Annotated in this window: 23 protein-coding genes and 1 pseudogene; 9 read left to right on the forward strand and 15 right to left on the reverse strand. The window is 55.4% G+C overall.

The window, feature by feature from the left end:
- Positions 1–6 precede the first annotated feature (6 nt).
- The 8 genes from nuoH to lrhA form a co-directional block, all read right to left on the reverse strand.
- Positions 7–984 carry an NADH-quinone oxidoreductase subunit NuoH gene (gene nuoH / locus ACGS9J_RS04935; protein ID WP_442229901.1) on the reverse strand — a complete coding sequence of 326 codons (978 nt, stop codon included), beginning with the start codon at positions 982–984 and terminating at the stop codon, positions 7–9.
- Positions 981–3719, reverse strand: a complete 2739-nt coding sequence (gene nuoG, locus ACGS9J_RS04940) for an NADH-quinone oxidoreductase subunit NuoG (protein WP_442229902.1) — start codon at positions 3717–3719, stop codon at positions 981–983. Before nuoG ends, nuoH begins: the two co-directional genes overlap by 4 nt.
- Before the next feature lie 79 nt (positions 3720–3798).
- Positions 3799–5151 (reverse strand): NADH-quinone oxidoreductase subunit NuoF, encoded by a 1353-nt coding sequence (nuoF, locus tag ACGS9J_RS04945; protein ID WP_442229903.1) that lies wholly within the window; start codon positions 5149–5151, stop codon positions 3799–3801.
- A complete protein-coding gene (gene nuoE, locus ACGS9J_RS04950; protein WP_104410952.1) occupies positions 5148–5699 on the reverse strand; it encodes an NADH-quinone oxidoreductase subunit NuoE in 552 nt (183 codons plus the stop codon). Before nuoE ends, nuoF begins: the two co-directional genes overlap by 4 nt.
- Positions 5700–5701: 2 nt before the next feature.
- Positions 5702–7498: an NADH-quinone oxidoreductase subunit C/D gene (gene nuoC / locus ACGS9J_RS04955; protein ID WP_442229904.1), complete on the reverse strand. Its 1797-nt coding sequence runs from the start codon at positions 7496–7498 to the stop codon at positions 5702–5704.
- Between the two features lie 96 nt (positions 7499–7594).
- Positions 7595–8269: a NuoB/complex I 20 kDa subunit family protein gene (locus tag ACGS9J_RS04960; RefSeq protein WP_004947278.1), complete on the reverse strand. Its 675-nt coding sequence runs from the start codon at positions 8267–8269 to the stop codon at positions 7595–7597.
- 22 nt (positions 8270–8291) lie between these two features.
- Positions 8292–8729, reverse strand: a complete 438-nt coding sequence (locus ACGS9J_RS04965; RefSeq protein WP_442229905.1) for an NADH-quinone oxidoreductase subunit A — start codon at positions 8727–8729, stop codon at positions 8292–8294.
- 710 nt (positions 8730–9439) lie between these two features.
- Positions 9440–10375, reverse strand: coding sequence for a transcriptional regulator LrhA (gene lrhA, locus ACGS9J_RS04970; RefSeq protein WP_442229906.1), 936 nt, complete (start codon positions 10373–10375; stop codon positions 9440–9442).
- A gap of 858 nt (positions 10376–11233) precedes the next feature.
- Between lrhA and ACGS9J_RS04975 the strand changes: the two genes are divergently transcribed.
- Together ACGS9J_RS04975 and yfbR are read left to right on the forward strand one after the other, a co-directional pair.
- Positions 11234–12448, forward strand: a complete 1215-nt coding sequence (locus tag ACGS9J_RS04975) for a pyridoxal phosphate-dependent aminotransferase (protein ID WP_442229907.1) — start codon at positions 11234–11236, stop codon at positions 12446–12448.
- Positions 12449–12577: 129 nt separating this feature from the next.
- Positions 12578–13177: a 5'-deoxynucleotidase gene (yfbR, locus tag ACGS9J_RS04980; protein WP_037421003.1), complete on the forward strand. Its 600-nt coding sequence runs from the start codon at positions 12578–12580 to the stop codon at positions 13175–13177.
- Between the two features lie 26 nt (positions 13178–13203).
- Here yfbR and ACGS9J_RS04985 read toward each other — a convergent pair whose 3' ends face one another.
- The 4 genes from ACGS9J_RS04985 to yfbV all read right to left on the reverse strand — a co-directional run bounded on the left by ACGS9J_RS04985 (position 13204) and on the right by yfbV (position 16904).
- Entirely contained in the window at positions 13204–15036 is a 1833-nt protein-coding gene (locus tag ACGS9J_RS04985; RefSeq protein ID WP_442229908.1) for an SLC13 family permease, read from the reverse strand.
- A 97-nt stretch (positions 15037–15133) separates the two neighbouring features.
- Complete coding sequence (locus ACGS9J_RS04990) at positions 15134–15790, reverse strand: sugar phosphatase (protein ID WP_442229909.1); 657 nt, start codon at positions 15788–15790, stop codon at positions 15134–15136.
- Positions 15791–15807: 17 nt separating this feature from the next.
- On the reverse strand, positions 15808–16302 hold the full coding sequence (locus tag ACGS9J_RS04995; RefSeq protein WP_020827855.1) for a YfbU family protein: 495 nt from the start codon (positions 16300–16302) through the stop codon (positions 15808–15810).
- 146 nt (positions 16303–16448) lie between these two features.
- The gene (gene yfbV / locus ACGS9J_RS05000; protein ID WP_442229910.1) at positions 16449–16904 is read right to left on the reverse strand and encodes a terminus macrodomain insulation protein YfbV; all 456 of its coding nucleotides are present in this window, start codon (positions 16902–16904) and stop codon (positions 16449–16451) included.
- 354 nt (positions 16905–17258) lie between these two features.
- On the opposite strand from yfbV, the gene ackA reads away from it, so the two are divergent.
- The 4 genes and pseudogenes from ackA to ACGS9J_RS05020 form a co-directional block, all read left to right on the forward strand.
- The gene (ackA, locus tag ACGS9J_RS05005; protein ID WP_442229911.1) at positions 17259–18461 is read left to right on the forward strand and encodes an acetate kinase; all 1203 of its coding nucleotides are present in this window, start codon (positions 17259–17261) and stop codon (positions 18459–18461) included.
- Between the two features lie 74 nt (positions 18462–18535).
- Positions 18536–20698: a phosphate acetyltransferase gene (gene pta / locus ACGS9J_RS05010; protein WP_442229912.1), complete on the forward strand. Its 2163-nt coding sequence runs from the start codon at positions 18536–18538 to the stop codon at positions 20696–20698.
- Positions 20699–21064: 366 nt separating this feature from the next.
- Positions 21065–21583 carry a hypothetical protein gene (locus ACGS9J_RS05015; RefSeq protein WP_442229913.1) on the forward strand — a complete coding sequence of 173 codons (519 nt, stop codon included), beginning with the start codon at positions 21065–21067 and terminating at the stop codon, positions 21581–21583.
- A gap of 121 nt (positions 21584–21704) precedes the next feature.
- Positions 21705–21917 (forward strand): annotated as a pseudogene (locus tag ACGS9J_RS05020) (substrate-binding domain-containing protein); the annotation flags it as partial.
- Positions 21918–21981: 64 nt separating this feature from the next.
- Here the strand turns inward: ACGS9J_RS05020 and yfcD are convergent.
- Entirely contained in the window at positions 21982–22539 is a 558-nt protein-coding gene (gene yfcD / locus ACGS9J_RS05025) for an NUDIX hydrolase YfcD (protein WP_442229914.1), read from the reverse strand.
- 90 nt (positions 22540–22629) lie between these two features.
- Positions 22630–23181, reverse strand: a complete 552-nt coding sequence (gene yfcE, locus ACGS9J_RS05030; protein WP_442229915.1) for a phosphodiesterase — start codon at positions 23179–23181, stop codon at positions 22630–22632.
- A gap of 259 nt (positions 23182–23440) precedes the next feature.
- Here yfcE and yfcG point away from each other — a divergent pair, with 259 nt between their 5' ends.
- The 3 genes from yfcG to ACGS9J_RS05045 all read left to right on the forward strand — a co-directional run bounded on the left by yfcG (position 23441) and on the right by ACGS9J_RS05045 (position 25488).
- Positions 23441–24070 (forward strand): GSH-dependent disulfide bond oxidoreductase, encoded by a 630-nt coding sequence (gene yfcG / locus ACGS9J_RS05035; protein ID WP_012146034.1) that lies wholly within the window; start codon positions 23441–23443, stop codon positions 24068–24070.
- A gap of 104 nt (positions 24071–24174) precedes the next feature.
- The gene (folX, locus tag ACGS9J_RS05040) at positions 24175–24546 is read left to right on the forward strand and encodes a dihydroneopterin triphosphate 2'-epimerase (protein WP_012146035.1); all 372 of its coding nucleotides are present in this window, start codon (positions 24175–24177) and stop codon (positions 24544–24546) included.
- 27 nt (positions 24547–24573) lie between these two features.
- Complete coding sequence (locus ACGS9J_RS05045) at positions 24574–25488, forward strand: TIGR01777 family oxidoreductase (protein ID WP_442229916.1); 915 nt, start codon at positions 24574–24576, stop codon at positions 25486–25488.
- Between the two features lie 41 nt (positions 25489–25529).
- Here the strand turns inward: ACGS9J_RS05045 and hisP are convergent, their stop codons facing one another.
- Positions 25530–26303 carry a histidine ABC transporter ATP-binding protein HisP gene (gene hisP, locus ACGS9J_RS05050; RefSeq protein WP_020827863.1) on the reverse strand — a complete coding sequence of 258 codons (774 nt, stop codon included), beginning with the start codon at positions 26301–26303 and terminating at the stop codon, positions 25530–25532.
- Between the last annotated feature and the right edge of the window lie 13 nt (positions 26304–26316).

The following is a 26316-nucleotide window of genomic DNA, read 5'->3' on the forward strand; positions in this document are numbered from 1 at the left end:
CACCCCTTATTGAGCGTTGTACAAAATGACTGCGGCGGTCGCCAACAGGTTCAGCAGCGTCAGCGGCAGACACACTTTCCAGCCGAAGGCCATCACCTGGTCATAACGCGGACGTGGCAGAGCAGCACGAATCAGAATGAACATCATCATGAAGAAAGCCGTTTTCAGCGCGAACCAGATGAATGGCGGCAGGAATGGACCCTGCCAGCCACCGAAGAACAACGTCACAATCAGGGCAGAAACGGTGACGATACCGATGTACTCACCCACGAAGAACAGGCCGAACTTCATGCCGGAATATTCAATGTGGTAACCGTCAGCCAGTTCCTGCTCGGCTTCCGGTTGGTCAAACGGGTGGCGGTGACATACGGCAACGCCGGCAATCGCAAAGGTCACGAAGCCGAAGAATTGCGGGATGACGTTCCACAGATGCGCCTGAGATTCAACGATGGTCTGCATGTTGAAGGAGTCCGCCTGCGCCACCACGCCCATCAGCGACAGGCCGATGAACACTTCGTAGCTCAGGGTTTGCGCAGAAGCACGCATCGCCCCCAACAGCGAGTATTTGTTGTTGCTCGACCAGCCGGCGAACAGCACGGCGTAAACCGCCAGGCCGGCCATCATCAGGAAGAACAAAATACCGATGTTAAGGTCGGACACCGCCCAGGTCGGGCTGACCGGGACGATGGCAAATGCCAGCAACAGGGAAGTAAAGGCGATCATCGGCGCCAGGGTAAAGATCACCCGGTCGGAGAATTTCGGTACCCAGTCTTCCTTGAAGAACATTTTGATCATGTCGGCGACCAGCTGCAGCGAACCGCCCCAGCCGACACGGTTTGGCCCGTAACGGTTCTGGAACAGGCCGAGCAGACGACGTTCGCCGAAGCTCATGAAAGCACCGCAGGTGACGACGACCAGCAGGATCACTACCGCTTTAAGCACGGAGATCAAAATCTCGATCACCTCTGGGGTAAACCAGCTCATCGTGTTGCCTCCCGCAGATTTTCAACCGTTGCACCCACCAGTACCGGCGGGATCCCTGGCAAGCCAAGCGGTAATCCCACCTGGCCCTGGGTCAGGGTTTCACTCAGACGCACCGGCAGACGCAGCGTCTGGCCTGCACAGCTGAACTCCACCAGCGCACCGGCATTTACGCCAAGCGCAGCGGCATCTGCCGGGTTCACCATCACGTAGGCATCAGGCATACGCTGCTGGATCACATCGGAACGCTGTGACATTTCATCACTGCCGAACAGGTGGTAATAAGGCGCAACACGCCAGCCTTGCTCATGACCGAAGGCGGCAGGCACGTCGGTGAAGTAATCCAGCTTGCCCTCCCCTGCTTCGATCAAACGCACACCCGGATCGCCATGACGCAGCTTGCCGCCCACTTCGGCCTGGAACTTGTTCCATGCCTGCGGTGAGTTCCAACCTGGTGCCCAGGCGAACGGGATCTGCTGACGATCGGCCAGCGGACTGTTGTTCCCTTCCATCGAGAAGGCGAACATGGTGTCTTTATCCTGCGGCTGGCGCGGTTCGTGCACGCTGATGTTAGCGCGCATCGCCGTACGGCCACTGGAACGATGCGGAGAACGCGCCAGTTTCTGACCGCGGATGCGGAAACTCGCGTCCGGCGCAGCTTCAACAATGCCTTGCAACTGCGGCAACGCGCTCACGCAGGCTTCGATCACGTGATCAAGCTGCGTCCAGTCCACGTGACGGCTGGTATAGGTGGAATGCAGCGAGTGCATCCAACGCCAGCTTTCCAGCATCACGGTGTAAACGCCTTTCTTCGCGTCGTCGTAATACGCCGGATCGTAAACCTGGAAGAAACGCTGTGCGCGGCCTTCCTGGTTGATCAGGGTACCGTCGCTTTCCGCGAAGCTGGCCGCCGACAGGATCAGGTTAGCCTTGTCCATGATCGCCGTACGCTGGTGATCGACCACGATCAGGTTGCTGACCTTGGCCAACGCAGCGTCCACTTTCGCCGCCGACGCATGTCGGTAGAGATCGTTTTCCATCACGATAGCGGTGTCTGCTTCGCCGTTTTCCAACTGCGTCAGCGCCTGATCGAGCGAACCGCCGCCAATCATCGACAAACCGATGCTGTTGGCCGAGCTGGCTACGAAGGTGATGCCCACGTCAGAGCCGCGATCCTTCAACGCTTTGGCGATGTTGGCCGCCGCTGCGATGATGGCTTCGCTGCCGGCGTTGCTGCCGGTGACGATCAGCGGCTTACGCGCATCGGTCAGCGCCTGCACGATGATGTCGACTTTCTTGTTCAGGCCGTCAGCCAAATCGTTGACCGCCGGTGCCGCGTTGTCCAGCGCATGGGCGATAGCGAAGCCGAGGCGCGCCTGCTCATCCACCGGAGCACGATAGTTCCATGCGGCGATGTCATCCAGACGGGTGTTATCCACGTTGGTGACGAACAGCGGGTATTTGGCATGCTGGCCAATGTTCTGTATTGCAGCGATCTGCCAGTCGGCAACGCGTTGGGCCGCAGCCATGGCGCGAGCTTTGCCTTTCACGGCCTGGCGCACCGACAGAGCGATACGCGCGCCGGTCTGGGTCAGATCTTCACCCAACACCAATACCGCGTCGTAACCTTCGATTTCGCGCAGCGCAGGAGTGTGAACGCCGCTGTTTTGCAGCACGTTCAACATCAGGTTCAGACGACCCTGTTCAGCCTGCGAAATACCGGTGTAGAAGTTCTCGGCGCCAACCAGTTCACGCAGCGCGAAGTTACTTTCCAGGCTGGCGCGTGGCGAGCCGATACCGATGGTTTTCTTCGCCTGGCGCAGGATGTCCGCCGCACCCTGCATTGCCTGTTCGGCATTCAGGGTGATCCAGTCGTTGCCGCGCAGTTGCTGTGGCTGACGTGGACGATCTTTCTGGTTCACGTAGCCATAACCGAAGCGGCCGCGGTCACACAGGAAGTAGTGGTTCACGCTGCCGTTATAGCGGTTTTCGATGCGACGCAATTCGCCATAGCGCTCGCCCGGGCTGGTGTTACAGCCGATGCTGCACTGCTGGCAGATGCTTGGCGCAAACTGCATGTCCCACTTACGGTTATAACGCTCGGAGTGGGTTTTGTCGGTGAACACGCCGGTCGGGCACACTTCTACCAGGTTACCGGAGAACTCGCTTTCCAGCGTGCCGCTCTCGACGCGACCGAAGTAGACGTTATCGTGCGCGCCGTACACACCGAAGTCGGTGCCGTCCGCATAATCCTTGTAGTAGCGCACACAACGGTAACAGGCGATGCAACGGTTCATCTCATGCGAGATAAACGGTCCCAGCTCCTGGTTGTTGTGGGTACGCTTACTGAAGCGGTATTTACGGAAGCTGTGGCCGGTCATTACTGTCATATCCTGCAGGTGACAGTTACCGCCTTCTTCACATACCGGACAGTCGTGCGGGTGGTTGGTCATTAACCACTCAACCACGCTTTCACGGAACTGTTTGGCTTCGGAATCGTCGATGGAAATAAAGGTTCCATCGGATGCCGGTGTCATACAAGACATCACCAAACGGCCACGCGTATCTTCCGCGTTTTGGTATTGCTTTACCGCACATTGGCGGCAAGCGCCGACGCTTCCCAGCGCCGGATGCCAGCAAAAGTAAGGAATATCGAGGCCGAGGGAGAGACAAGCCTGCAACAGGTTGTCAGCTCCATCTACGTCGTATTCTTTGCCGTCTACATGAATCGTAGCCATAGTCAGCATGCTTCCAAGTGGCCTGCCTTGCGGCAGGCGTTAATCAAAAATTCTGGCCGTGTCGTCGGGGCGAGTCGGCTTACCAGCGTTGCTTCAGCAGATTGTTCGGCTGAATACCGCCAATCGCATGCGCGTTACTGAACTGCTTCACGGCAATGCCCGCTTCGAACTCTTCACGGAAATATTTAATTGCGCTTTGCAGTGGCTCTACGGCACCTGGCGCGTGGGCGCAGAAGGTTTTGCCCGGGCCGAGGGAACGGCACAGCTGCTCGAGGGTTTCGATATCCCCCGGCTGCCCTTCGCCATTTTCCAACGCACGCAGGATCTTCACGCTCCACGGCAGGCCGTCACGGCATGGCGTACACCAACCGCAGGACTCGCGTGCGAAGAACTCTTCCAGGTTGCGCACCAACGGAACCATACCGATTTCGTGGTCCACCGCCATCGCCAACGCAGTGCCGAGACGGCTGCCGGCTTTGCCGATGTTTTCGAAGTCCATCGGCAGATCGAGGTGATCGGCCGTCAGGAAGTCAGTCCCTGCGCCGCCTGGCTGCCAGGCTTTAAAACGCAATCCATCACGCATGCCGCCGGCGTAATCTTCCAGAATTTCACGCGCGGTGGTGCCAAACGGCAGCTCCCAAACGCCTGGGTTTTTCACCCGGCCGGAGAAGCCCATCAGTTTGGTCCCGGCGTCGTTACTTTTGCCGGCGGAGATCCCCTTGTACCAATCAATGCCGTTCGCCAGGATGGCCGGCACGTTGCACAGGGTTTCTACGTTATTGACGCAGGTCGGTTTGCCCCAAACGCCGGAAGAAGCCGGGAACGGTGGCTTGGAGCGCGGGTTGGCGCGGCGGCCTTCCAGCGAGTTAATCAGGGCGGTTTCTTCGCCGCAGATGTAGCGACCGGCACCGGTATGAACAATCAGCTCGAAGTCGAAGCCGCTGCCCATGATGTTCTTGCCCAAATAACCGGCTTCGGTGGCTTCGGCGATCGCACGGCGCAGATGTACCGCCGCTTCGATGTACTCACCGCGCAGGAAGATGTAGCCGCGATAAGCTTTCAGCGCGAAAGCCGAGATCAGCATGCCTTCCACCAACAGGTGCGGCAATTGCTCCATCAGCAAGCGGTCTTTATAGGTGCCCGGCTCCATTTCATCGGCGTTACACAGCAGGTAACGGATGTTCATGGATTCGTCTTTCGGCATCAGGCTCCACTTCAGACCGGTGGAGAAACCTGCACCGCCTCGACCTTTCAGCCCGGCGTCTTTCACCAGGGTGACGATCTCGTCCGGAGCCAGACCCTTAATGGCCTTTTCGGCGCCCGCATAGCCGTTCTTGCTGCGGTATTCATCCAGCCACACCGGCTGTTTGTCATCACGCAGTCGCCAGGTCAGCGGGTGCATTTCGGGAGTGCGTACAATGTCTTTAATCATTGATACTGCTCCAGTAGCGTCTCGATATCTTCAGGCTTCAACTGACTGTGAGTGTCCTCATCAATCATCATGGTCGGCCCTTTATCGCAGTTGCCCAGGCAGCAGGTTGGCAGCAGAGTGAAACGGCCATCAAAAGTGGTTTGACCCGGTTTGATGCTCAGCTTCTTCTCAATGGCGGCCTGAATGCCCTGGTAACCGGTGATGTGACAAACAACGCTGTCACAATAACGGATCACGTGACGTCCTACTGGCTGACGGAAAATCTGGCTGTAGAACGTGGCCACGCCTTCTACGTCGCTGGCAGGAATGCCCAGCACTTCCGCGATGGCATAAATCGCCCCGTCCGGAACCCAGCCGCGCTGCTTCTGCACAATTTTCAGTGCTTCGATGGAGGCGGCGCGTGGATCCTCGTAATGGTGCTTTTCGTGCTCGATCGCATCACGTTCTTCCGCGCTCAGCTCAAATGCATCAACGCCGCTCTGAGGAGCGGCCGCATTGATGGGTTCAAGCGCTTCGTTATTCGCGTGATTGTCTTTTTGATCATGCATAGTTAGCGGTCCACATCTGACATTACAAAATCGATACTACCCAGATAGACGATCAGGTCTGAGACCAGGCTGCCACGGATTACCGCCGGGATTTGCTGCAGGTGCGCAAAGCTTGGCGTACGTACCCGGGTGCGGTAGCTCATGGTGCTGCCGTCGCTGGTCAGGTAGTAGCTGTTAATCCCTTTGGTGGCTTCAATCATCTGGAATGATTCGTTGGCTGGCATCACCGGGCCCCAGGAAACCTGCAGGAAGTGGGTGATCAGCGTTTCAATGTGCTGCAGCGTACGCTCTTTCGGTGGCGGCGTGGTCAGCGGGTGATCGGCCTTGAACGGGCCTTCCGGCATGTTGTTCAGGCACTGTTCGAGAATGCGCAGGCTCTGGCGCAGCTCTTCCACTTTCAGCATCACACGGGTATAGCAGTCGCTGTTGCCGTCGCCGACCGGGATTTCGAAGTCGAAATTCTCATAGCCGGAATACGGACGCCATTTGCGCACGTCGAACTCGATACCGGTGGCACGCAGACCGGCGCCGGTCACGCCCCACTCCAACGCTTCTTTGGCATTGTAGGATGCAACGCCTACGGAACGGCCTTTCAGGATGCTGTTCTTCAGCGCGGCCTTGACGTAGGAATCCAGACGTTTCGGCATCCACTCGAGGAACTCGCGCAGCAGACGATCCCAACCGCGCGGCAGGTCGTGTGCGACACCACCAATACGGAACCAGGCCGGGTGCATACGGAAACCGGTAATCGCTTCCACCAGATCGTAGATTTTCTGACGATCGGTAAAGGCGAAGAACACCGGGGTCATGGCGCCGACGTCCTGAATGAAAGTACTGATGTACAGCAGGTGACTGTTGATGCGGAACAGTTCGGACAGCATCACGCGGATAGTATCAACGCGATCAGGCACCTTGATCCCGGCCAGTTTCTCAACCGCCAGCACGTAAGGCATTTCGTTCACGCAGCCGCCGAGATACTCGATACGGTCGGTGTACGGAATGTAGCTGTGCCAGGACTGACGCTCGCCCATTTTCTCGGCGCCACGGTGGTGGTAACCGATATCCGGTACGCAGTCGACGATCTCTTCGCCATCCAGCTGCAAAATGATACGGAATGCACCGTGCGCAGACGGGTGGTTTGGGCCGAGGTTAAGGAACATGAAGTCCTCGTTCTCGGTACCGCGCTTCATGCCCCAGTCTTCCGGCTTGAAGGTCAGCGCTTCCATTTCCAGATCTTCTTTCTGTTTGGTCAACACAAAGGGATCGAATTCGGTGGCGCGCGCCGGGTAGTCTTTACGCAGCGGGTGGCCTTCCCAGGTCTGCGGCATCATGATGCGCGTCAGGTGCGGGTGGCCATCGAAGGTGATACCGAACATTTCCCAGGTTTCGCGCTCATACCAGTTGGCATTAGGGAAAACCTTGGTGGCTGTGGGCACGTGCAAGTCTTTTTCAGACAGCGCCACTTTCAGCATGATGTCGCGGTTGCGTTCGATAGAAATCAGATGGTAGAAAACAGAAAAATCCGCAGCAGGCAGACCGTCGCGGTGGGTGCGAAGACGCTCGTCCACGCCATGCAGATCGAACAGCATGACGTAAGGCTTCGGCTGTTTTCTCAAAAACGTCATTACTTCCAGTAACTGGTCAGGCTTGACCCATACCACGGGCATTCCGGTACGGGAGGGCTGAACAGTAAAGGCTTCCGGCCCAAAACGGTTGCGCAGTTCGCCAATCACCGGATCATCGAGATGATCTCTGGTTTGCCAGGCCGGCAAGGCGTCGTGCGTCGTTGAATCTGTCATAATTTTTTTTCACCACACTAAAGGGTTATTTCGCCGCAAGTTCACTTTTCGCTGTGTTAACCAATAGCGCACTAAGATGGACGTTAAATGAACGTCTTAAATCTCGTCAGGCGTCCGAAGGTTGGTCACCGCGATACGCTCGCCGTGTTTACGCTCTCTTTCAGACTGCATATTGGCGCGGTAAACGCCCTGATCGCCAACAACCCAGGACAGCGGACGGCGTTCTTTGCCGATCGATTCCTGCAGCAGCATCAGCGCCTGCATGTAAGCTTCTGGACGCGGTGGGCAACCCGGGATATACACGTCGACCGGCAGGAACTTGTCCACGCCCTGCACGACGGAGTAGATGTCGTACATGCCGCCGGAGTTGGCGCAGGCCCCCATGGAGATCACCCATTTGGGTTCCAGCATCTGTTCGTACAGACGCTGAATCACCGGGGCCATCTTGGTGAAACAGGTACCGGCTACAACCATCAGGTCAGCCTGACGTGGCGATGCACGCAATACTTCGGCACCAAAACGCGCCACGTCGTGAACGGCGGTAAACGACGTCACCATCTCCACGTAACAGCACGACAGGCCAAAGTTATAGGGCCAAATAGAGTTTTTACGCCCCCAGTTCACCATGTCATGCAATGCATGTTCGAGTTTACCCATGTAAACCGTGCGGTGAACCTGTTGGTCCAGGGGATCGGCGACGATCTCCTGTTTTTGCAGGGGGTAACGGTCGTTCTCACCGTTCGGGTCTATGCGGGTGAGCGTATAGTCCATCTTAATGCCTCGTTTTAACCGACTACTGCGGATGACTGTTGGTGTTAGTGATCGTGCCTGGTTTACTCAGACGTTTGGAACGCGATGGTGTCCAGTCCAATGCGCCGATACGCACCAGATAAAACAAACCGGCCAATAGCACCAAAATGAAAATGGCGGCTTCGATAAAGCCAACCCAACCGCTCTCACGAATGGAGACCGACCAGGCGTACAGGTACAAGGCTTCAACATCGAAAATAACGAAGAACATGGCGACCAGGTAGAACTTGGCGGACAGACGCATACGCGCCGTACCGACCGAGTCGATGCCTGATTCAAACGGGGTATGTTTGGCACGCGCACGGGCTCTCCCGCCCAAGAAAAACGCGCCCAGCAGCATGAAGCCGCAAAGCCCGATAGCCACGACAAGAAATACGGCGAACGCCCAGTGATGAGCGATAACTTCAGTGGTTGTTGACATACTCTATGCTTACTCATCAAAAGTGGCGTCGATCGCTCTGCTCTTGTATCTGGCAGTTAGTGCACCACATCGATTTAAGGGAAGGATAAATTAACCACACAAACAAACTGCTATTACAGCGAGTTAGGCAGTGTTTTACTGTGGGCTTTTTACTCCTTTCTATAACCTTTTGTCAACTTTGACAAAAGTATCTACACACTAGTTTACATACGTATCATTTAATTAACATTTGATGCGACTGGCTTAGGCTAAATCGTGTCAGTTAATTGCCGTGTAGAAACAGATAGATATAAACCAACGTGCACATTTCAGTTTTACTATACCATTGTCTCAGGAATCTCCTGTTCTTCCACTCACTACCTAGGGGTATTTTTTTGATCCAGGACACGTTTTCAGCATAAAACCTCAAAAAAAGTGTGGCCCTTTAATAAATTTTGTCAATTTCTGCGTTCAAAATGACCGTGACAAGCTATCAAAATAACCTTATTCATTCCAGGTCTTTACCCGCAGAATTAATCGTTCAAAAAAACAGCGAAAGTCTTTTTCTTCGTCTGACAACCGTTCTCATTGCCAACCAAAACCAAAACAAATGATAGCTTCGATATGTAAATCAATCGAAGTCGCTATAAATTTAACTTTTACCGAATTTTGGCCAAAAAAAACCTCCGCCGAAGCAGAGGTTTTATCACCCGGTTTAACGCTTTTTGGCGTTATTCCTCATCGTCAACCAGACAGGCATCATCTTGCAGCGATGCGCCAGGCCCGCTGAAGCTGTAGTTGTCGTTGCCGTTTTGCATGGCGCTGAAAATCGCCATCGCCAGCTCATTACCGCACTGTGAGTCCTTGCACAGGCTGTATTGAGTATCAGGCAGCGGCGGCAACCCTTCTACTGCGCCAAGAACTCGCAGATCCGGACTCATCATTTCGATGGGACGAACGGTGATGCCCAGGCCGGCCTTGCAGGCGGCGCGAACGGCGGAAAGCGTCGAGGCCACATAGGCGATCCGCCATGGGATCCCGGCGTCATCCAGGTGCTTGATCGCCATCTCGCGGAACGGACTTGGTTCGTCCATCACCACCAACGGGATCGGCTCGCCGACCTGGAAATGGTAATCCGCCGCGCAATACCACAGGGTGGGTGAAGTTCGCAGCACAATATGCGGGCGATCTGCAGCCGCTATCGTGGTGATTGCCAGATCGACTTCGCCGTTTTCCAGCATGTCGATCATGAACGAGCTAGGTTTCACCCGAACATCAATCGCCAGTTTTGGATACACCGAAGTGACGCGGTTAAGCAGGAAAGGCAGGATGGTATCGGCGGTATCATCGGAAGCGCCAATAGTCAGAACACCTTTTATATTGTTGTACATCAATGAAGTACAGGCTTCGTCGTTGAAGCGCAGGATTTTCCTGGCGTAGCCGAGAAGCTGAATACCGTGTTCGGTCAGTAATTTATTGCGCCCATGACGGGCAAACAACTCTTTGCCAACCAGTTGCTCTAACCGCTGCATTTGTTGGCTGACGGCTGATTGAGTACGACAAACGGCGACTGCCGCCGCCGCAAAAGTATTCAAATCAGCAACAGCTACAAAGGTTCTAAGCAGATCGAGGTCGAGATTGAGTATCGGACGATTTGCAGTTGTCATAGTGTTTTCTTCACTTTTTGAATTCTAATTTACAAACTACCCTGGTGTGTTTCTAAGGCATCGTTTAAAGGGCGATACCAGACATGACAGTACCCCACTCATTAGTGGAGGGCAAAAAAATTACTTTTATTTCGTTACCTCTATCGCCTTTTAAAATGTGATCTATCGTAAATGCTTATAGAACGCCGTACTTTATAAGTGGTGAAAGTGTTTGATTTTTACCGAACTAAATATTTTACTCATTCAACGCGTGAGATTTCCACACCAATTGTGCTGCACAACCCCCGCATCCAGACTGGCCTCAGCGTCATTCGATGCAAGAAAAAGTAAGGGCCTTGCAGCGTAACGTTCGGTTCATTTCTTAATGATTTTAATAAATTCAATCAGTAACATTTATTCCGTGAATAAATCAGGAATAACTACTTAAACACCGCTTAAGAGAGAAACTGAAATAGGGCTAATGTAATTCATCTCTATCCTCAGTTTGGATCGCCGATTGGCATCCCGCTATCAGACTACTCCGGCATTATCATTTCTTTACATTTTAACTTCTTTAATCTCTGACAGGGCTTAACAGTTTACAAACTTCCGTTTCCGTCGCGGGATGATACAGCGTAATTATGACTACGCACCACCCTTACTACAGAATAAATAACCAATTTAAAAATAAAATGCAGGACTAAAATCCATGAAAACACTTTAGTATTGCTTATATCCCCTAAAATCCCGCGCTGCCCCCTTCGTTTGCACCAAAGGCGTGCATGACCCTTCAAAAGCGTCCGCGCCAGGAGTACATTGGGCGGGTTGCGGTGTTCCACGGTAGGAACGCCCCCATCCCAGCAAAAGGCTCAACTTTCTATGTCCCCCATTGAGAAATCCAGCAAACTGGACAACGTCTGCTATGACATTCGTGGCCCGGTGCTCAAAGAAGCTAAACGTCTTGAAGAAGAAGGCAATAAAGTCCTGAAACTGAACATCGGCAACCCAGCCCCGTTCGGTTTCGATGCCCCCGATGAAATCCTGGTCGACGTGATCCGCAATCTGCCCACGGCGCAAGGCTATTCCGATTCCAAAGGGCTCTTCTCGGCGCGTAAAGCGATCATGCAGCACTACCAGGCACGAAACATACGCGACGTGACCGTTGAGGATATCTACATCGGCAATGGGGTTTCCGAGCTGATCGTGCAATCCATGCAGGCGCTGCTGAACAGCGGCGACGAAATGCTGGTGCCGGCGCCGGATTATCCGCTGTGGACCGCAGCGGTCTCGCTGTCCGGCGGTAAAGCCGTGCATTACCTGTGCGATGAGCAGGCCGGCTGGTTCCCGGATCTGGATGACATCATCAGCAAAATCACCCCGCGCACTCGCGGCATCGTGATCATCAACCCGAACAACCCAACCGGCGCGGTATACAGCAAAGAGCTGCTGGAGCAGATTGTCGAGATCGCCCGTCAACATAATCTGATCATCTTCTCCGACGAGATTTACGACAAAATCCTGTATGACGAAGCCGAACACCATTCGATCGCCGCACTGGCGCCGGACCTGCTGACCGTCACCTTCAACGGGCTGTCCAAAACCTACCGTGTGGCCGGTTTCCGTCAGGGCTGGATGGTGCTGAACGGGCCGAAAAAACACGCCAAGGGCTATATTGAAGGGTTGGAAATGCTGGCGTCGATGCGTCTGTGCGCCAACGTGCCGATGCAGCACGCCATCCAAACGGCACTGGGTGGCTATCAGAGTATCAGCGAGTTTATTCAACCCGGCGGCCGACTTTATGAGCAGCGCAATCGCACCTGGGAATTGTTGAACGAGATCCCGGGGGTTTCCTGCGTGAAGCCTCAGGGGGCGCTGTATATGTTCCCGCGCATCGATGCCAAACGCTTTAATATTCACGACGACCAGAAATTGGTGCTGGACCTGCTGCTGCAGGAAAAAGTGCTGCTGGTCCAGGGCAGCGCATTCAACTGGCCGTACCCGGACCACGTGCGTATCGTGACGCTGCCGCGCGTGGATGAACTGGAAATGGCCGTGGGCAAACTGGGCCGCTTCCTGGAAGGTTATCGTCAGTAATCATTGTGGGCGCAGTTCACTTGCTGCGCCCTCCTCTTGCGTCAGTTCCCCACCGCACAGCCTGAGTTGCATAACCCGCCGTCACTGCTCACAATGGAACCCTCACTTGCCGTTGTAAAAGAGAGCACCATGAGCCAGAGCCACTTTTTTGCCCATCTGTCACGTTTGAAACTGATTAACCGCTGGCCGCTGATGCGCAATGTACGTACTGAGAACGTTTCCGAACACAGCCTGCAGGTGGCGTTTGTCGCCCATGCGCTGGCGGTGATCAAAAACCGAAAGTTCAATGGCAACCTGAGTGCCGATCGCGTCGCTCTGCTGGCGATGTACCACGATGCCAGCGAAGTGATCACCGGCGACATGCCGACGCCGATCAAATACTACAATCCGCAGATCGCCCACGAGTATAAGAAGATCGAAAAGATCGCCCAGCAGAAGCTGCTGGATATGATCCCGGCGGAATTACGCAACGATTTCCGATCTATTCTCGACGAGCACTATTACACCGAAGATGAAAAATTGGTGGTCAAGCAAGCCGATGCGCTGTGCGCCTACCTGAAGTGTTTGGAAGAGCTGTCTGCCGGCAATAACGAATTCAAGCTGGCGAAAGCACGACTGGAAAAGACCCTGCAGCAGCGCAGCAGCCCGGAAATGGACTATTTCATGAACGTGTTTATTCCCAGCTTTAGCCTGTCGCTGGATGAAATCAGCCTGGACTCTTCCCTGTAATTCTCATGGCGCAGCACGCTGCGCCGTTAAAATGCATACAGCCAGGGCACGATAATCACGCTAACCAGCATCACCAACAGCGTGAACGGCACACCCATGCGGACAAAATCACCGAACTTATAATTCCCAGGCCCCAGCACCAGGGTGTTCACCGGCGAAGAAACCGGCGTCATAAACGCCGCCGAAGCAGCAATGGCGATGATCATGGCGAACGGGTACGGTGAAACGCCCATTTCGCGGGCGGCGGCAATGGCGATCGGAGCCATCAGCACCGCAGTTGCCGTGTTGGAGATAAACAGGCCAATGGTGGCACACAGGACAAACAGACACACCAGCATAACTCGCGGCCCGGCACCACCGGCAACGTCCATTAACCCGCGCACGATCAAATCCACCCCGCCGGTTTTCTGGAGCGCCTGAGCAAAGGGCATCATGCCGACAATCAAAATAATGCTCGGCCAGTGGATCGACTTATAGGCACTTTCCATGTCGATGCAGCGGAACTTGCCCATCAACAGGCAGGCGATCAACGCGGCGATTGGGTTGGGGATCTCGTCGGTCAGCATCATTGCCACCATCAGCGCCAGACAGAATAACGCATGGGGTGCCTGGGTGATGGCCGGCGCGACCTCGTCGACCTCGGCCGGCAGATTGAGCACGATAAAGTCATGGGTTTTCGCCTGCAACTGACGAATGGCCTTCCAGTCGCCGATCACCAACAGAATATCGCCCAACGCCAGCGGTTCATCCACCAGCTTGCCTGCCAGGGTTTCACCATTGCGGCGGATCCCCACCACGTTCAGATCGTAACGGCTACGAAAAGCGGATCCGCGCAGGCTTTTTCCCAACAGCGTCGAATCGGGAATCAATGACACTTCCGCCATGCCGACGTTGCGCGATTGCTCGGAAAAATAGTCGCCGCGCAGGACCATTGGCTCCAGTTGCTGCTCGCTGCAGAATTCACGCAGATCAACCTGGCTGTCCGACATGTCGAGCAGCAGCACATCCCCTTCGCGCAGCTCGGTGCTGCCGGATGCGCTGACCATCACCCGCCGAAAGCGCTTCCAACGTTCAATGCCCACTACGTTGGCCCCGTAGCGAGCACGCAGGTGTAGCTCGTCCAGCGAATGCCCGACCAGCGGCGATCCGCTGCGGATCGCCAGCCGACGCGCCCGGCCGGTCAGCTTGTAGTCGCGGATCAGATCGCGGAAGGTGCGGCGCTGCCAGGTTTCGCGCGTTTTATCGTTGTCGTCATTGCCCAGCCAACGCCGGGCCACCAGCATATAGCCCACGCCCAGCACCAGCACCACCAGGCCTACCGGCGTCACGCCGAAGAAGCCGAAACCGCTGATGCCCTCACGTACCAGCTCGCTGTTCACCACCATGTTCGGCGGCGTCGCCACCAGGGTCATCATGCCGCTGATCAGGCCGGCGAAGCTTAGCGGCATCATTAACCTTCCCGGCGCGATTTTCATCCTCGCCGCCACGCTGAGTACCACCGGGATAAAAATCGCCACCACGCCGGTCGAGCTCATGAAAGCCCCCAGACCGGCTACGGTGACCATCAGCAGCATCAGCATTTTGGTTTCGCTACTGCCGGCCACCTTCACCAGCCAGTCCCCCACCTGATAAGCCACACCGGTACGCACCAGCCCTTCACCAATCACGAACAGCGCGGCGATCAGGATCACGTTGGGATCGCTGAAACCCACCGTGGCCTCCGGCAGGGTCAGGGTGCCGCTCAGCACAAAGGCGATGATCACCAGCAACGCCACTACGTCCATGCGCAGTTTATTGGTGGTAAACAACACAATGGCAATCAACAGTAAACTCAGCACCCACAGTAATTCGCTGTTCAAAACGGCCTCATCCGGCAGAGAAATCCAAGGGCTTAAAAATTAGCATAAAAAAACCCCGCCGATGCGGGGTCTAATCAATTTGGGTGAAGATAGAACGTTACGCCACCAGGTTAATGGCTGCACCCTGCTGCGTTTTGCTCACCGCAATCTGCTCAAGCGATGACAGCAGCAGATCGACCTGATCCAACTTTGGCGCGTCGGCAGGTGCATTCACCGCAATCACCTGGCAGCCTGCGGCCAGCCCGGAAAGAATGCCGGCGGCGGCGTCTTCCACCACCACGCAATCCTGCGGCGCCAACCCCAGGCGCTCAGCGCCCAGCAGATACGCATCCGGCTGCGGCTTGCCCCGCTTTACCTGCTCGGCGGTAATGAAAACCTCCGGCTGCGGTAACCCTGCGGCGTTGCGGCGAGCGGTTGCGACCGGAATAGAACCAGACGTGACGATCGCCCAGGGGATCTCCAGTTTATTCAAGCGCTCCAGCAAAGCCGCGGCGCCGGGCAGCGCGGTGACGCCATCGGTGTCCTGCGCTTCCACCTGCTCCAACAGCAAAAACTCCTGCTGAATAGCCGCCTCACTTTCACCGGGCATAAAATGACGCAACGAGGTAATGGCCTGTTTACCGTGAATAAAATCCAGTACGTCCTGCGGATCAACACCGCGGCGTTTGGCCCAGTTAACCCAGGCGCGTTCTACCGCCGGCAGAGAATCAACCAACGTCCCATCAAGATCGAACAGAAAACCCTTACACTCCACAGGAAACCTCTTTTTAATCAGGCATTGATAATTTGCGCAATCTCAACGGCGCTCAAGTGATACTGACGTGGGCATGACAGCCAGATAGCCAGCATACGCTGGTACTTTTCCCACATTTTGGTTTGGGCGTTGAAGCCGTGGCTACCGGAATCGAAATGAGTATAGCGCCCCTCGGTGTTAACCAGGAAACGCACGTAGCTCAGATGGCGCGCCTCAGTGGCGGCATCAAAGCCGAGAAACGCCAGGCGGCGCGCCTCAATGCCCTGCTTGTCTTTCAGATTATCCCAGGAGACCTGCAACGCGTGGTGCATTTCCATCACGTTGATAATGGTGCGGCACACGTCTTCGCTCATTTCGCCGAAGTCGCGATCCAGTTCGCGCATCTGCAGGCCGAAACCGCGTTCGATAATAGTCTGCAAGCGACGGTAACGCTCGGCATTATCCGGATCCAGCAGGGTCATCATCTTGTATTGGTTCGACAGGATCAGCCGTTGGGCGTGGGTCATTTCCATTATAGTTTCCTCGATAAATTACTCATGGCGAAAGCATCGCACAGCGCAATATTGCAGGAAATCACAACTCGCCGGTTCTTTGATTTGAACGGGGGTTATTGGTCAGAACCCTAACATGGCCGCCAGTGATGCGGCCATTTTTGAGATTAGAGGTCATCCAGGAAGGTTTTGTCCAACTGCTTGAAGGCGCGCTTCAGCAGGTCCGCCAACGCCTGATAGGTGGGCGTGCCTTCTACCGGCGCGACGGCCTGGCCGGCTTCCGTCAACTTGTTGCGGACCTCGTGAAACCACTGCAGCAGCGTTGGCGGCAACGGGGTGACCGAACGCCGCCCCAGCCACCACAAGCCCTGCATCGGCATGCTGCAGGCGAACAGCGCGGTGGCGATCGCCGGGCCAAGCTGGCCGCCCAGGGCAATCTGCCAGGTTAGGGTAAACACCGCCAGCGGCGGCATAAAGCGGACGGCAAAGCGGGTGACACTCGCAACGCGATTCTCCGGAAAGACCGGAGCCAGACGTTTGTCCGACGGCCAGGTTTTCATATAATGCTGCCCGCGCTGGAAGACCTGAAACCAGCTAACGGAACCGGACGGTTTGCTCGTCATCGCGTACCTCAACGTCACTAAGAAAAATAAGGGCACGGCCAACACATACTAAAAAATTTGAAGCTTTAAATTTATTTTGTGTTTGCCTCGGGCTATCGGTATCCTAAGCCGGCCTTTTGGCCGGTAGAAGATGACAAGAATTCTGTCAACTTTTAGCCCTATAAAAATCAAGATTATTTAAACCGCAGAGAAATCATCGGTTTTTTCATCGTCATGTGGTTTGTGCAATTCACATGATGTTAATCATAAATGTCAACGGCATTATGCGCTACGCTTGTTGTCTGATTGACGATTAATTCACCACGTGTTTTGGTCTTTCCTTTAACAACACGAACTATTTAAGTAGGTACTTCCATGTCGAGTAAGCTAGTACTGGTCCTGAACTGCGGCAGTTCTTCCCTGAAATTCGCTATCATCGATGCTGTCAACGGTGAAGAACACCTCTCCGGCCTGGCCGAATGTTTCCACCTGCCTGAGGCTCGCCTCAAATGGAAGATGGACGGCGCCAAACACGAAGCGGCTCTGGGTGCCGGCGCTGCGCACAGCGAAGCACTGAACTACATTGTTAATACTATTCTGGCACAAAAACCTGAGCTTTCTGCACAGCTGACCGCTATCGGTCACCGCATTGTGCACGGCGGCGAGAAGTTCACCGCTTCTGCCGTGATCAATGACGAAGTCTTGCAGGGTATCAAAGATTCGGTGCCGTTTGCACCACTGCATAACCCGGCGCACCTGATCGGTATCGCTGAAGCATTGAAATCCTTCCCTAAACTGGCGGATAAAAACGTTGCCGTGTTCGACACCGCATTCCACCAGACCATGCCGGAAGAATCCTTCCTGTACGCCCTGCCGTACAGCCTGTACCGCGACCACGGAGTTCGCCGCTACGGCGCACACGGCACCAGCCACTTCTACGTGACCCAAGAAGCCGCGAAGCTGCTGAACAAGCCGGTTGAAGAAGTTAACGTGATCACCTGCCACCTGGGCAACGGCGGTTCCGTAACCGCAGTGCGTAACGGCAAGTGCGTTGACACCTCCATGGGTCTGACCCCGCTGGAAGGCCTGGTGATGGGTACCCGCAGCGGTGACATCGATCCAGCTATCATCTTCCACCTGCACGACTCCCTGGGCATGACCGTTGATCAAATCAACAAAATGCTGACCAAAGAATCCGGCCTGCTGGGCCTGACCGAAGTCACCAGCGACTGCCGTTATGTTGAAGACAACTACGAAACCAAAGCCGACGCCAAACGCGCAATGGACGTATTCTGCCACCGTCTGGCCAAATACATCGGTGCCTACAGCGCCCTGATGGACGGTCGCCTGGACGCGGTCATCTTCACCGGCGGCATCGGTGAAAACGCCGGTATGGTGCGTGAGCTGACCCTGGACAAACTGGGCCTGCTGGGCTTCGAGATTGACCACGAGCGCAACATGGCCGCTCGCTTCGGTAAATCCGGTGCCATCACCAAAGACAGCAGCCGCCTGGCGCTGGTTATCCCGACCAACGAAGAGTTGGTCATCGCGCAAGACGCATCCCGTCTGACCGCGTAACGCTCCCCGACACCGTCAGCCCAGGCTGACGGTGCTGTTTTAGCCTCATGTTAAATCGTGAAGAGGACTATTCTGTGTCACGTACAATTATGTTGATCCCCACTGGCACCAGCGTCGGCCTGACCAGCGTCAGCCTGGGTGTCATCCGCTCCATGGAGCAAAAAGGCGTTAGCCTGAGCGTGTTCAAACCTATCGCTCAACCCCGCACCGGCGGCGATTCGCTCGACCAGACCACCACTATTATCCGCGGCAGCAACTCCACCATCACGGCAGCCGAACCGCTGCGCATGAGCTACGTTGAAGGCCTGTTGAGCTCCAACCAGCAAGACGTGCTGATGGAAGAGATCGTGGCGCGTTACCACGAGAACACCAAAGACGCGGAAGTGGTGCTGATCGAAGGCCTGGTGCCGACCCGTAAACACCAGTTCGCCAACTCGCTGAACTATGAAATCGCCAAGACCCTGAATGCGGAAATCGTCTTCGTGCTGGCGCTGGGCAACGATTCCCCGGCACAGTTGAAAGAGCGCATCGAGCTGGCTCGCAGCAGCTTCGGCGGCAGCAAAAACAAAAACATTACCGGCGTGATCATCAACAAGCTGAACGCCCCGGTCGACGAACAGGGCCGCACCCGTCCTGACCTGTCCGAGATCTTCGACGACTCCACCAAGGCCAGCGTGACCAACGTTGACCCGGCGCAACTGTTTGCCAACAGCCCGCTGCCGGTGCTGGGCTGCGTGCCGTGGAGTTTCGATCTGATCGCGACCCGCGCCATCGACATGGCCCGTCACCTGAAGGCCACCGTGGTCAATGAAGGCGACATCATGACCCGCCGCGTGAAGTCCGTAACCTTCTGTGCGCGCAGCATTCCGCACATGTTGGAACACTTTCGTCCGGGTTCACTGCTGGTGACCTCGGCAGACCGTCCTGACGTGTTGGTTTCCGCCTGCCTGGCGGCGATGAACGGCGTGGAAATCGGTGCCATTCTGTTGACCGGCGGCTACGCCATCGACGCGCCGATCAGAAAGCTGTGTGAACGTGCATTCCAAACCGGCCTGCCGGTCTTTATGGTCGACACCAACACCTGGCAGACCTCGCTCAGCCTGCAAAGCTTCAACCTCGAAGTGCCGGCGGATGACCACCAGCGCATCGAGAAAGTGCAAAACTACGTGGCCAGCCACATCAACGCCGAGTGGATCGAGTCACTGACTGCGACCTCCGAGCGTTCACGTCGCCTGTCTCCACCTGCATTCCGCTACGAGCTGACCGAGCTGGCGCGTAAAGCCGGCAAACGTATCGTCCTGCCGGAAGGCGACGAGCCGCGTACCGTAAAAGCGGCGGCTATCTGCGCCGAACGCGGTATCGCAGACTGCGTGCTGCTGGGCAACCCGGAAGAGATCCAGCGCGTTGCAGCTGCACAGGGCGTTGAGCTCGGCAAAGGCATCGAGATTGTTGATCCGGTCGCCGTGCGCGAACAGTACGTACCGCGTCTGGTTGAGCTGCGTAAGAGCAAGGGTATGACCGAAGTGGTGGCGCGCGAGCAACTGGAAGACAACGTGGTTCTCGGCACCCTGATGCTGGAGCAAGGCGAAGTCGACGGTCTGGTTTCCGGCGCGGTTCACACCACCGCCAACACCATCCGTCCGCCACTGCAGTTGATCAAAACTGCACCGGGCAGCTCGCTGGTGTCCTCTGTGTTCTTCATGCTGCTGCCTGACCAGGTTCTGGTTTACGGTGACTGTGCGATCAACCCGGACCCAACCGCTGAACAACTGTCTGAAATCGCGATCCAGTCGGCAGACTCCGCCGCGGCCTTCGGTATCGAACCGCGCGTAGCCATGATCTCCTACTCCACCGGCAACTCCGGCGCGGGTAGCGACGTTGAGAAAGTGCGCGAAGCGACCCGTCTGGCGCAGGAAAAACGTCCTGACCTGATCATCGACGGTCCGCTGCAGTACGACGCCGCCATCATGGCTGACGTAGCGAAGTCCAAAGCACCGAACTCACCGGTTGCAGGCCAGGCTACCGTGTTCATCTTCCCAGACCTGAACACCGGTAACACCACTTACAAAGCGGTACAGCGTTCCGCTGATCTGGTATCCATCGGGCCAATGCTGCAAGGCATGCGCAAGCCGGTGAACGACCTGTCACGTGGCGCACTGGTAGACGACATCGTCTACACCGTGGCGCTGACCGCCATTCAGTCTTCCCAGGCTGATGCAGCAGCAGCCAAAGCCTGAACGGGCTGATTGATTAATATCGTTCATAGGTTAAACCAGAACGAATATTGATATAGGCTATAAAGCACCGCACGAACCCCTCGGCGGTGCTTTTCTTTTTAGAATAAAAAATAATAATTTCATTCAGTTACCCTGGTCCATCCGCGCCCTGCAATCCTGCGTTTTTTACGCCAATACCGATTGGAAAAACGCTTGTCCTTGTGATTCCCCTACCGTAACAAGTGAATAATCAATGTATTACAATACTGAGCCCCCTTCTCGCTCATGGCTAGGAATAATCTCAATTTCAACCTGTCTCATTCCAATTCCACGAGCTTGTGCTAGATCCTATTAACATTCATAAAATATTCTGAAGGTTAATCCCCTATGGCATCCACAGGGCAATCCGTTGAAAAAATCGCTAAAACTCTCATTAACAATGCCATCAATTACGATTCCTACCTGTGGAAAATCGACCGACTCGGCCCCACCACGAATAGAATGCTGGCGCTGGCTTTTTCTCTCACAAGGGGAAAAAGAGATGTGTCAGGGTTAACCAAGTTCGTAGGCCATAGCGCGGGTATCAATCATGACGCCTCCGTATTTGACCGTTACATTGAACAGCTGCAGGCCCGCGAAAAAGAGACCAAACGTCTGATACTGCCGTGGAGCGGAAAAAAGGAAGTTGAAGCAAGGCCGTTCAGCGCCTGCGCCGAGGCGCATGTGTGGCTTGAACTGTATGCCCGAAACTTGCATCCGCGCCATTATTACTGCGTTGCATTCAACGGGGACGGAAGAATTGCGCCTTGTTGCAATAACTGCAAAATGTGGGTGCATAGCGCGTTCTTTGGCGTTGTCACCCCCAATACCGAATACAACAACAGACACACATATTCACCTCGTTAAACGTTGAGCGGCAGCACAGTATCGTCTGTCGATACTGTGCTGCCCGTGAACAACGCCGGTCTTGGCCACATAGGTTTTGATGATCTCGCGATCGATCGGCTTGAAGATAAAGATGTCGTTCACCGCCGCGCAGCAGTTGCCGGAGTTTCTGCTGGCCTGGCCGGAGTTGGACGCTCTGGTGTATGCCTCGGACAATCTGGCCTGCGGCGCACGGTATGAATGCCAACGGCGGCGTATCAAAGTGCCGGGCCAACTGGCGGTGGTGGGCTTCGTCAACAACGAGTTCAGCAAGGTGTGCCAGCCGCAACTGACCACCATGTCCATTCCACAGCGGCTGATGGCGGGCATAAAAAAGCCGGTCATTGCGACCGGCTGATTATTTTTAGCGTAACACCGCGTCAGGCGTTTTCTTCCGAATCGCGTAGCGGTTTACCGTAGGCCTGCTCGTTGTTGCGCGTCAGCCATAGCGACAGCGCTTTTAACGAGTCCGGCGTGAATTCGTCGCAGCGTGCGGTGATCTCTTCCGGCGTCAGCCAGCTCACCTCAACCACTTCTTCTTCCTGCAGCGCAAACGGGCCGTGAGAGACGCAACTGAACAGCGCGCCCCACACCCGGCACTGGTCCTCTTCAAAGTAGAACAGGCCATGCTCGGCGAAAGGCACGCCGGCAATGCCCAGTTCCTCTTCCGCCTCGCGGCGGGCGGATTCCAGAACGTTCTCCCCGCTTTGCACTACGCCACCCGCAGTGGCATCAAGCCAACCCGGATAGAAGTCTTTAATGTCGGTGCGACGCTGCACCAGAATTTTTCCCATTCCATCATGCACCACAATATAGGTAGCACGATGACGCAGCCGTTGAGCACGCATCTGTTGACGACTGGATTGAGCAATCACTTCGTTTTGCTCGTTGACGATATCAACCCACTCGGTATCTGCAGCCTGACCCTGTTCCGCCATCCTCTAAAACCTTCTATTTTGGCGCGATGCATCCCGCGCACTGGTTAATCAATGAGTGTTTTTCAAAGATTTTTATTGTGTGTGTATAAATTAGTGCGTTAACGCCACCTCTGCAACAGCCTTGCCGCTGTCCAAAGTGACCACATTCAAAATGCTGTCCTCCAGTATGCCATAGCTGGCGGGAAAGCCCCCTTTAGGAATGCTGACCGACCCTGGATTAAAGCAGTAAATATCTCCCTGCCGTTCCGCCTGCGGTAAATGGCTGTGTCCGTAGACCAACACATCACCGGCAGATAACGGCGGCAGTGCGGAGGGATGATAAAGGTGTCCGTGGGTTAAAAACAATCGTCTTTTTTGCAATAGCACCTGCTGCCAAGACGCCGTGATGGGAAATGACAATAACATCTGATCAACTTCACTGTCACAGTTGCCGCGAACGGCGATGATCTTGTCGCTATAGCGATTCAATTGTTCAGCAACCTGCGCCGGTTGATAACCCGCAGGCAATGCATTTCTCGGCCCGTGATTCAGCAAATCGCCCAGCAGGATCAGCCAATCGGCGCCGCTTTGTTCAAAACGATCCAGCACGCTTTCGGTGGCGGGCAGCGAACCGTGTATATCAGAGGCGAATATGAGCTTCATAACCTTTCCTTTAACAGGGAAATAAAGGCTATTTTATCGCAGTAACCTGCGACGGCAAGGCTGACGAGAAGCCAAATCCCGACGACCTGAAATTGTGATGCATGTTGTGGAGATAGCATCAGACGAATCTCACATAGCCTGCTATTCTTAGCTGCTATTGTTGGTAACCCTATAGAAAGATCTCTGATATACCTTTGTGCGCGGCGAAGACCGCAACAACGTGTAATGACTTACAGATCACCTTACCGCAGGAGGCAACATGATTGACCTGTATTACGCGCCTACTCCCAATGGTCACAAAATTACCCTGTTTCTGGAGGAGGTTGGCTTACCCTACCGTATCCACCGCGTAAATATCAGTGCCGGCGACCAGTTCAAGCCGGATTTTCTGAGCATTTCACCCAACAACAAAATTCCGGCGATCGTCGACCAGCAGCCGGTTGATGGCGGTGCGCCCATCAGCCTGTTCGAGTCTGGCGAAATTCTGCTGTACCTGGCCGAGAAAACCGGCAAGTTACTGAGCAAAGGCCTGCGGGAACGCGCCGCCACGCTACAGTGGCTGTTCTGGCAAGTCGCGGGCTTTGGTCCTATGCTCGGGCAAAACCATCACTTCAACCATTACGCGCCGCAGCCGGTGCCTTACGCCATCGAACGCTACCATCTGGAAACCAAGCGGCTGTATGCCGTGCTGGAAGCCGAACTGCAAAAACACCCGTATCTGGGCGGCGACAACTACAGCATCGCCGATATTGCAACTTACCCTTGGGTTGTTTCGCACCCGCGCCAACGCATCGATCTGGCGGATTATCCGGCGGTACGCAACTGGTTTGAACGCATCAGCAACCGTCCGGCTACCGAACGCGCCTACAAGCTGGCCGAACAGGGTTAAATTTAACGCTCCCCGACCCGCGGGGAGTTTCCTTCGGCTCGTTATCTTTTCCCTACTTTCCGTGTATTCTGAGCGGCAATAATCAGACCTGTGGAGATCTTCTGATGTCATTCAGTCAACCCGACGCCATTATTCGTATAAAAAACCTGCGGTTGCGTACTTTCATCGGTATCAAGGAAGAAGAAATTAACAATCGTCAGGATATCCTGATTAACGTGGTGATCCATTACCCGGCGGACAAGGCGCGCGACAGTGAAAACATCGACGATGCGCTCAATTACCGCACCATCACCAAAGCCATCATTCGCCATGTGGAGGATAACCGCTTCGCCCTGCTGGAAAAATTAACTCAGGATGTGCTCGATATCGTGAAACAACATGCCTGGGTAACCTATGCTGAAGTGGAGATAGATAAACTACTGGCCCTGCGCTACGCCGACTCGGTTTCGATGACCATGAGCTATCGCCGGGCCTGAAAACCACCGTTTCAGGGAGAATCGACCATGCGGATCCTGATCACCGGCGCCACAGGATTGATAGGGAGCAGCCTGACGCATCGGCTGTTGGGCCTTTCTCACCAAATCACGGTACTGAGCCGTAACGTGCCCCGCGCTCGTGAGCGGTTCGGTGATCAGGTCAGCTACTGGTCAACGTTGGAGGATCAGCCGTCGCTCGATGGCTTTGACGCCGTGATCAACCTGGCCGGCGAGCCCATCGCCGACAAACGCTGGAGCAAAGCGCAGAAAGAGCGCCTGTGTCACAGCCGCTGGGATCTGACCGAGCAGTTGGCGAAACTGATTAACGCCGGCAGCACCCCGCCCAGCGTGCTGATTTCCGGCTCCGCGACCGGTTACTACGGCGATCAGGGCCAGGCGGTGGTGACCGAAGACGAAGCTCCGCATGACGAGTTCACCCATCAGCTCTGCCAACGTTGGGAATCCCTGGCGTGGCAAGCACAAAGCGACGCCACCCGCGTCTGTCTGCTGCGCACCGGCGTGGTACTGGCGGCAAAAGGCGGCGCGCTGGCGAAGATGTTGCCGCCGTTCCGCTTCGGGCTGGGCGGCCCCATCGGCACTGGCCGTCAATATCTGCCGTGGATCCACCTGGACGACATGGTCAATGGCATTATCTATTTGCTGGACCACCAGACCCTGCAAGGCCCTTTCAATATGGTCGCCCCCTACCCGGTCCACAACGAACAGTTTGCCGCCCAGCTCGCCAACGTGCTCGACCGTCCGGCATTTTTCCGCGTGCCGGCGTTCGCCATGCGTTTATTGATGGGGGAAGCGGCGGTATTGGTCCTGGGCGGGCAACGGGCGGTGCCGAAACGGCTGGAAGAGGCAGGCTTCAGCTTCCGCTTTCTGGAGCTGGAACAGGCGCTGGATGATGTAATCAATCAGCGGGCCGAAGCCCGCTGAGAACGCGATCGGGGCCAGAAAGATCCGGTCCCGACAACGGATTATTTTAACGCGCCGGAAAGGAATTGCTGCAGGCGAGGGCTTTTCGGATTGCCAAACAGCTCGGCCGGCGGCCCCTGCTCTTCGATCAACCCTTTGTGCAGGAAAATCACGTGGCTGGAGACATGGCGAGCAAACTCCATCTCGTGCGTCACCACCACCATGGTTTTACCCTCCTCCGCCAGCTTTTGCATGATGCGCAGCACTTCGCCCACCAGCTCCGGATCCAGCGCCGACGTCGGTTCATCAAACAGCAGAACTTCCGGCTCCATCGCTAAAGCCCGGGCGATAGATACGCGCTGCTGTTGACCACCGGACAAATGCACCGGGTATTTGCCTCGGGCGCGTTCGTCGATACCCACCTTATCCAGATAACGTATCGCGCGCTCACGCGCTTCGGTCTTGCTCAACCCCAGAACCTGCACCGGTGCCTCCATCACGTTCTCCAACACCGTCATGTGGCTCCACAGGTTAAAGTGCTGGAACACCATGGTCAGGCGGGTACGCAGCAGCTGCAGCTGTTTCTTGTCGAACACCTTGAGCTGGCCGTCCTTGTCGCGCACCATGCGAATATCTTCATTGTTCAGGCTAATGGAACCTTCACTCGGTTTTTCCAGGAAGTTGATGCAGCGTAAAAAGGTACTTTTACCGGAACCGGAAGAACCGATGATGCTAATCACGTCCCCTGCGTTAGCCGCCAGCGATACCCCTTTCAGTACCTCGTGTTCGCCATAGCGTTTGTGCAGTTCGGTGACGGCTAATTTATTCTCAGACATAGTGTATTCCCGT

Origin of the sequence: Serratia quinivorans (assembly GCF_052113645.1) — a bacterium.
In the GTDB taxonomy this organism is placed as follows: Bacteria; Pseudomonadota; Gammaproteobacteria; order Enterobacterales; family Enterobacteriaceae; genus Serratia; species Serratia quinivorans_B.

Bases quoted from the DNA above. Each gene is read 5' to 3' on its own strand.
- nuoH (WP_442229901.1), bottom strand. From the start codon at position 984: ATGAGCTGGTTTACCCCAGAGGTGATCGAGATTTTGATCTCCGTGCTT.
- nuoG (WP_442229902.1), bottom strand. From the start codon at position 3,719: ATGGCTACGATTCATGTAGACGGCAAAGAATACGACGTAGATGGAGCT.
- nuoF (WP_442229903.1), bottom strand. From the start codon at position 5,151: ATGATTAAAGACATTGTACGCACTCCCGAAATGCACCCGCTGACCTGG.
- nuoE (WP_104410952.1), bottom strand. From the start codon at position 5,699: ATGCATGATCAAAAAGACAATCACGCGAATAACGAAGCGCTTGAACCC.
- nuoC (WP_442229904.1), bottom strand. From the start codon at position 7,498: ATGACAGATTCAACGACGCACGACGCCTTGCCGGCCTGGCAAACCAGA.
- ACGS9J_RS04960 (WP_004947278.1), bottom strand. From the start codon at position 8,269: ATGGACTATACGCTCACCCGCATAGACCCGAACGGTGAGAACGACCGT.
- ACGS9J_RS04965 (WP_442229905.1), bottom strand. From the start codon at position 8,729: ATGTCAACAACCACTGAAGTTATCGCTCATCACTGGGCGTTCGCCGTA.
- lrhA (WP_442229906.1), bottom strand. From the start codon at position 10,375: ATGACAACTGCAAATCGTCCGATACTCAATCTCGACCTCGATCTGCTT.
- ACGS9J_RS04975 (WP_442229907.1), top strand. From the start codon at position 11,234: ATGTCCCCCATTGAGAAATCCAGCAAACTGGACAACGTCTGCTATGAC.
- yfbR (WP_037421003.1), top strand. From the start codon at position 12,578: ATGAGCCAGAGCCACTTTTTTGCCCATCTGTCACGTTTGAAACTGATT.
- ACGS9J_RS04995 (WP_020827855.1), bottom strand. From the start codon at position 16,302: ATGGAAATGACCCACGCCCAACGGCTGATCCTGTCGAACCAATACAAG.
- yfbV (WP_442229910.1), bottom strand. From the start codon at position 16,904: ATGACGAGCAAACCGTCCGGTTCCGTTAGCTGGTTTCAGGTCTTCCAG.
- ackA (WP_442229911.1), top strand. From the start codon at position 17,259: ATGTCGAGTAAGCTAGTACTGGTCCTGAACTGCGGCAGTTCTTCCCTG.
- ACGS9J_RS05015 (WP_442229913.1), top strand. From the start codon at position 21,065: ATGGCATCCACAGGGCAATCCGTTGAAAAAATCGCTAAAACTCTCATT.
- yfcD (WP_442229914.1), bottom strand. From the start codon at position 22,539: ATGGCGGAACAGGGTCAGGCTGCAGATACCGAGTGGGTTGATATCGTC.
- yfcE (WP_442229915.1), bottom strand. From the start codon at position 23,181: ATGAAGCTCATATTCGCCTCTGATATACACGGTTCGCTGCCCGCCACC.
- yfcG (WP_012146034.1), top strand. From the start codon at position 23,441: ATGATTGACCTGTATTACGCGCCTACTCCCAATGGTCACAAAATTACC.
- folX (WP_012146035.1), top strand. From the start codon at position 24,175: ATGTCATTCAGTCAACCCGACGCCATTATTCGTATAAAAAACCTGCGG.
- ACGS9J_RS05045 (WP_442229916.1), top strand. From the start codon at position 24,574: ATGCGGATCCTGATCACCGGCGCCACAGGATTGATAGGGAGCAGCCTG.
- hisP (WP_020827863.1), bottom strand. From the start codon at position 26,303: ATGTCTGAGAATAAATTAGCCGTCACCGAACTGCACAAACGCTATGGC.